Here is a 6816-nt window from a genome sequence, read left to right as displayed (position 1 = left end):
TTCAGGGCAAAGACAATCTGCTCTTCGGTGAATCGTGACTTTTTCATCGGCACAACCTCCGCTCAGGGGAGTCATTATCATGCCGGAATTCTGTTTCTGAATGGAGCAGGATTTCGGGTCAGGGTCATATCTCAAGGCCAGACGCCCGGATAATTGAACCAAGTTGAGGTATACGCTCAGCCTCGTTCAAGTCGGACTGAAGCATTCTATAGAGCAGACTATCAAGATCACGTTTAGTCAGAGCCTTGAGGTCAACGATTTTAAGTCTGAAATCTTCCCCCTCTCATCTCCCCTGACTGCACGAGGGGAATGTATGCAGACAATAGTGACATTGTTGCTTGTGCGGTTTTTAGGGAGTCTGTAGCTAAGGATTGGCGAAAGAATTTGCCTGAGGGTAAGCGGAAATTGATATAAAAAGTTTCACCGCGTTTAGTGGTGTATTTAGGTGTGTTGCTCACGATTTTAGACTTGTTGTGCATCTGATTGTTGCCCATAACGTTGCCCTAAATGTTGTAAACTTATGATTTACAAGGATAAGTAATAGTAACGCTATGATTTCGGAGGTAAAGGCTGCATCCAATAAGGGCGACACGAACTGACTGCGTCATGGTTACGTCCTTTCAGGGAAAAAACGAGGTTACAGCAAACCTGGCGCACTGTCTAAACGGAATTTCATGCTTTTTATCGCACTTTCGCTTACGAGCATTTTGGTTAATGCCTGCATTTTGTGCGGTCAAACATCCATCCACTTGGTGATTTACTCGACACACGTTGACCACGCAAACGTTTTCTTCTTTTACGACCAAAATTAATTCGTAATTTTGTGCGCATGATCAACAAATTAGCCTTCTGGAAACTTCCTATTGCGTATTACGCTCAATAATCAACCCATTATGCTTAAAATACCATCATGTTCGGGCTTAATATTGGCATAAATAATCATCTACAGCGTTATATTCTGCAAAAGGCGCCATAAGCGGTTTATATCAGGAAAATGATCCCAAAGATCTCTTTATGCTATGTTTATTCTGATATAATCTCACTCAGCAATATTTAACACTGATTTACAACTTCTTATAACGGCATTAACCCTACCTGTTACAAGTATTTCAGCGTGCAGAAAATGCTTGCCCTGATGGCCTGATTCAGCCAAATTAGGCGCCGTTTTTCCTTTCTAATAAAAATGTTGCGCGGGATTACCCCACCCGACGCAGACTTAATTCCTGTCGCAAAACAGGCTATGTATAAACTGAGGTACACGTGTCAACTGCAAACAAACACACTGACGAGGCAGTAAGCCTCAACGCGTTCAAGCAACCGAAAGCGTTTTATTTGATCTTCTCCATCGAACTGTGGGAGCGTTTCGGCTACTACGGTCTGCAAGCCATCATGGCCGTTTACCTGGTGAAACAGCTGGGCATGTCCGAAGCGGACTCCATTACCCTGTTCACCTCGTTCAGCGCCCTGGTATACGGTATGGTTGCCATTGGCGGCTGGCTGGGCGACAAAGTGTTGGGCACCAAACGTGTAATTGTTCTTGGCGTTATCGTGCTGGCACTCGGTTATGCGCTGATCGCCTTCTCAGGCCATGACACCGCGATGGTTTACGTCGGGATGGCGACTATCGCCGTGGGGAGTGGTTTATTCAAAGCCAACCCCTCTTCTCTGCTGTCTACCTGCTACGAGAAGGATGATCCGCGCATCGACGGTGCGTTCACCATGTTCTATATGTCGATCAACATCGGTTCTCTGTTCTCAATGATGCTGACACCGTGGTTGGCTGCACATTACGGCTGGGGCGCAGCGTTTTCGCTCTCCGTGGTGGGTCTGGTGATTACCTTACTGAACTTCCTGTTCTGCCAGCGCCTAGTGAAGAACTACGGTTCTAAACCGGACTTTGCGCCACTGAATGTCAGCAAATTGCTGATGACGCTGGTGGGTGTCGTGGCGCTGGTGGCCGTTGCGGCTTGGTTGTTACATCACCAAAGCATTGCACGCATGGCGCTGGGCGTGATTGCCATCGGCATCGTGCTGGTATTCGCGAAAGAAGCCTTTGCCCTGCAGGGTGCAGCACGCCGTAAAATGATCGTCGCCTTCTTACTGATGCTCGAAGCGATTGTGTTCTTCGTGCTCTACATGCAGATGCCGACCTCACTGAACTTCTTCGCCATTCGCAACGTTGAGCATGCCATTCTGGGCATGACCTTCGAACCCGAACAGTTCCAGGCGCTGAACCCGTTCTGGATTATGCTGGCCAGCCCGATTCTGGCGGCGGTGTATAACAAGCTGGGCGACAAACTGCCGATGCCGCACAAGTTCGCGATTGGTATGGTGCTGTGCTCTGCTGCGTTCCTGGTGCTGCCATTTGGTGCCAAGTTCGCTAACGATGCCGGTATTGTGTCTGTGAACTGGTTGATTATCAGCTATGCACTGCAGAGTGTGGGCGAATTGATGATTTCCGGTCTTGGCCTGGCGATGGTGGCTCAGTTAGTGCCACAACGTCTGATGGGCTTCATCATGGGCTCTTGGTTCCTCACCACCGCTGGCGCAGCGATGATTTCCGGTAAAGTGGCTAATCTGATGGCCGTACCGAATGATGTGACCGATCCACACGCTTCACTGGCCGTTTACAGCCACGTGTTCCAGCAGATTGGTATCGCGACCGGTGCCATCGCCATCCTGATGCTGATCACCGCGCCACTGCTTAACCGCATGACACAGAGTGATGCGCAGACGGAGCTAAAGAGCGTCAACGCGAATCAGTAACGTTTTCGATTAAAATTAAGCCGGGTTCGCCCGGCTTTTTCTTTTCCTCGCTTTTTCTTCCGCATTCTTTAACGTTTCCTGCTGTCAAAGCTTCGCTTTTTAAGCGCTTACCCGCATGATGACGGCTCCCTGTTCATCCTGCTGGAATCACCATGGACCGATTTGAAGAGCTACAAGTATTTGTCGCGGTGATTCAGCAAGGCAGCATGGCAGGCGCAGCCCGTATTCTACAGCGCTCTCCTCCCGTCATTACCCGCACGCTGAGTGCTCTAGAGACGCGCTTCGGCACGACGTTAATTGAACGTACCACTCGGCAACTGGCCCCTACTGAAGCCGGTTGGCAGCTTTTTGAGCAAGCGCAACAACTCTTAAGCGATTATCAGCATGCGATGGACAGCGCCCACCATAGCGGCCTACAGGGGTTACTGCGTATTACCGCGCCGGTCCCCTTTGGTCGGCGCCATGTGATGCCGCTGGTCAATGCCTTCTTGCAGCAGCATCCCGAAATGCAAATTGAAGTGGTGCTGAGCGATAGTTACCAGGATCTGATTGAAAATGGCCTGGATATCGCGCTGCGCATTGGCGAATTACAGGATTCCTCCATGGTGGCGCGCAAAGTGGGCAGTGTCCGTTCAACCCTGGTGGCCAGCCCTGACTATTTAAAACGCGCAGGTGTTCCCTCGCATCCAGCAGACCTCCACCAACATGCGGTGATCACCAGCCTGCGCCATACACGTGAATGGCGCTTTGCTCAGGATTTGCGGGTGCGTATTTTGCCACGTCTGCGCGTCAATGATATTGAAAGCCAGTTGGAAACGTTACGCGGCGGCCAGGGGATTGGCCGCTTGCTGTCATATCAGGTGATGGATGATCTACAGGACGGAAAACTGATCCGATTATTACCCGAGTGGGAACCCGCCCCCTTGCCGGTGCAACTTGTCACACAGCGAGTCAAAAATATGACGCCAAAGGTCCGTCAGTTCTGGGATTTTGCACTCGATCAGCTGCCTTCGCTCGCCTGTTTTGCTGAAGAAAAACGCAATGCAGACCGGAATTCCTGATCGCTGTCACTGGTAAAAATTTTTAGCAGATTTATGCTGTTTCGATCACAACAACACTCCAGGAGAAGCCATGATGAAACTCTATTGCAAGCCCGGTGCCTGTTCACTGTCACCGCATATCGTTGCGCGTGAATGCGGACTGGATTTTACGCAGGTGAATGTCGACCTGCAGAAAAAGGTTACCGAGCAGGGAGAGGATTACTGGCAGATTAACCCGAAAGGACAAGTTCCCGCACTGCAGTTTGATGATGGCAGTTTGCTGACTGAAGGCGTTGCTATCGTGCAGTATCTGGCGGATCTCAAACCAGACCGCAATTTGCTGGCACCGACGGGCAGTTTGACACGCTATCACACGCTGGAATGGCTGAGCTTTGTCAGCAGCGAGTTACACAAAACCTTCTCACCGCTGTTCCGCCCAGACACACCAGAAGAGTACAAAGCGATTGTGCGCGCACAGCTTGAGAAAAAATATCAGGCGGTGAATGACGCGCTGCAGGACAAACAGTGGCTGATGGGTCTGCGTTATACCGTGGCCGATGTCTATCTGTTCGTGGTGACGCGTTGGGCGAAAGCGATCAAGCTGGATCTTAGCGGACTGGATGCGTTAGAAGCTTGGTTTAATCGCGTGGCAGAGCGCCCTGCGGTACAAGCGGCACTGAAAGCAGAAGGTTTGGTCTAAGGATATTCAGGCGCACCTTGTGCGCCTGTTAATCACGATAGCGGCATGCCACCGGGTGGTCGCCTGCTTATACTGCGGGTTACAGCTTCTCGGCTGCAAAATGCTGAGTCGGTTGGGCAATCGCATCCTGCGCCGCCACCAACTGCAGTTCATACTCACCCATTTCGTGGGTTTTCAGCATCACTTCATACACCGCCGCCGTCACGTGCTCTAGCGCGTCTTGCAGTGATTTACCGTGCAGCAAATCCACCAACAGCAGGCCGCTGGTCAGATCGCCCACACCGACCGGTTGACGTACGCCAAAATCCACCAGCGGACGACTGATGTGCCAGCATTCATCGGCAGTCACCAGCAGCATCTCGAAGCGATCGCTGCGACGTCCAGCACGGGCCAGGTGTTTCACCAGCACCACTTTAGGGCCTTGTGCCACCAATGCGCGTGCTGCGACAACGGCCTGCTCAACGTTAGCCACTTCATGGCCGCTCAGCATTTCCAGCTCCAGCAGATTGGGCGCGATGATGTCGCTCGCTGGCATCGCCATCTTGCAATGGAATTCAGCGACGCCAGGCGCCACGATGCACCCCTTCTCAGGATGGCCCATCACCGGATCACAGAAGAACCATGCGTTCGGGTTGGCGGCTTTCACCTGACGCACGATCTCTAAAATTTGTTCGCCCTGCTCAGCAGAACCTAAATAGCCACTCAGCACCGCATCACAGGTCTTCAGACGGTCGATGGCCGCGATTCCTTTAACGATATCCGTTAAATGAGTGGCGGGCATTACGGTTCCGGTCCAGTGGCCATACTGCGTGTGGTTAGAGAACTGTACGGTATTTAACGGCCAAACGTTTGCGCCCATACGACGCATCGGGAATTCGGCGGCGCTGTTACCGGCGTGGCCATAAACCACATGAGATTGGATTGCGAGGATATTTTTCATTATTGCCCTGTACTGCCTTGCCATAAAAAAGGGCCGGAAACCGGCCCTCGAACCTTACTGCCAGTTAATCAGGCAGTAGTGTTTTTTACCGCGACGCAACAGCGTAAAGCGACCAAACAGTTTGTCACTCTCACTGAAACGATACTCGGCGTCAGATTGTTTTTCACCGTTGAGAGAAACGGCGTTCGAACCGATCATGGTGCGTGCCTGACCGCGCGAAGGTACCAGCTCAGCCGCGACCAGCGCCTGTTGCAGGTCATCTTCTGCATTCAGATTGATTACTGGCATACCGTCCTGCGCCAGCTGCTCGAAGTCCGCTTCGGTCATCTCAGTCAAGCTGCCGGAGAACAGGCTGTCAGTGATACGTTTAGCGGCCGTCAGACCGGCTTCACCGTGAACCAGACGCGTCACCTGCTCCGCCAACACATACTGCGCGCGTGGCGCTTTACCGCTGTTCTTGTCTTCTTCTTCCAGCGCATTGATCTCTTCAATGCTCATAAAGGTGAAGAACTTCAGGAAGCGATAGACGTCCGCATCTGCGGTATTAATCCAGAACTGGTAGAACTTGTACGGGCTGGTTTTCTTCGCATCAAGCCACACCGCGCCACCTTCGGTTTTACCGAATTTGGTGCCATCTGATTTAGTGATCAAGGGAACGGTTAAGCCCCAAGCCTGCTGCTGATGCAGGCGACGAGTCAGATCGATACCGGAAGTAATGTTACCCCACTGGTCCGAACCGCCAATCTGCAGCACCACGTCATGGCGCTTGTTCAGTTCCGCAAAGTCATAACCCTGCAGCAAGTTGTAAGAAAACTCGGTGTAGGAGATACCCTGATCTTCACGGTTTAAACGCTGCTTAACGGCTTCACGGTTGATCATCTGGTTGACAGAGAAGTGTTTACCGATGTCACGCAGGAAGGTCAGCACGTTCATGCCACCAAACCAGTCGTAGTTGTTGGCTGCGATAGCACTGTTATCACCGCAGTCGAAGCTGAGGAAAGGCGCAACCTGGTTGCGGATTTTCTCGACCCATTCGCCAACGGTGTCGGTGGTGTTGAGTTTACGTTCTGCTGCTTTAAAGCTGGGATCGCCAATCAGACCGGTGGCACCACCCACCAGCGCGACCGGCTTGTGTCCGGCGTCCTGAAAACGTTTCAGGCAGAGCAGCGGCACCAGATGGCCCAAATGCAAGCTATCAGCGGTCGGATCGAAGCCGCAATAGAGTGCAATTGGCCCTTGCGCCAGTCGCTCTGCTAACGCTTCCTCGTCCGTTACCTGGGCGACTAAGCCCCTTTCTTGCAATTGTTGTATCAGGTTACTGCTGGTCATCACTGACTCCAAATTGATCAGACTGCACCTAGGCTGGTACA

6 protein-coding genes are annotated in these 6816 nt (G+C 51.9%); 3 read left to right on the top strand and 3 right to left on the bottom strand.

Features of this window, described 5'->3' with window-relative positions:
• Positions 1-260: 260 nt before the first annotated feature.
• Entirely contained in the window at positions 261-479 is a 219-nt protein-coding gene (locus F3J38_RS28525) for a hypothetical protein (protein ID WP_505538588.1), read from the bottom strand.
• Positions 480-1260: 781 nt separating this feature from the next.
• Here F3J38_RS28525 and dtpA point away from each other — a divergent pair.
• The 3 genes from dtpA to gstA all read left to right on the top strand — a co-directional run bounded on the left by dtpA (position 1261) and on the right by gstA (position 4506).
• Positions 1261-2766 (top strand): dipeptide/tripeptide permease DtpA, encoded by a 1506-nt coding sequence (gene dtpA, locus F3J38_RS26005; protein WP_167143987.1) that lies wholly within the window; start codon positions 1261-1263, stop codon positions 2764-2766.
• A 152-nt stretch (positions 2767-2918) separates the two neighbouring features.
• A complete protein-coding gene (locus F3J38_RS26000) occupies positions 2919-3827 on the top strand; it encodes a LysR family transcriptional regulator (RefSeq protein WP_167143983.1) in 909 nt (302 codons plus the stop codon).
• Between the two features lie 73 nt (positions 3828-3900).
• The gene (gene gstA, locus F3J38_RS25995; RefSeq protein WP_205298417.1) at positions 3901-4506 is read left to right on the top strand and encodes a glutathione transferase GstA; all 606 of its coding nucleotides are present in this window, start codon (positions 3901-3903) and stop codon (positions 4504-4506) included.
• Positions 4507-4585: 79 nt separating this feature from the next.
• Here the strand turns inward: gstA and pdxY are convergent, their stop codons facing one another.
• Both pdxY and tyrS read right to left on the bottom strand, forming a co-directional pair.
• Positions 4586-5446 (bottom strand): pyridoxal kinase PdxY, encoded by an 861-nt coding sequence (pdxY, locus tag F3J38_RS25990; RefSeq protein WP_045813989.1) that lies wholly within the window; start codon positions 5444-5446, stop codon positions 4586-4588.
• Between the two features lie 54 nt (positions 5447-5500).
• Entirely contained in the window at positions 5501-6775 is a 1275-nt protein-coding gene (tyrS, locus tag F3J38_RS25985) for a tyrosine--tRNA ligase (RefSeq protein WP_167143977.1), read from the bottom strand.
• Positions 6776-6816: the final 41 nt, after the last annotated feature.

The organism is Candidatus Pantoea formicae, from assembly GCF_011752625.1.
Taxonomy (GTDB): domain Bacteria; phylum Pseudomonadota; class Gammaproteobacteria; order Enterobacterales; family Enterobacteriaceae; genus Pantoea; species Pantoea formicae.
The sequence above is the reverse complement of the archived record's forward strand: the minus strand, read 5'-3'. Positions and strand labels throughout refer to the sequence as shown.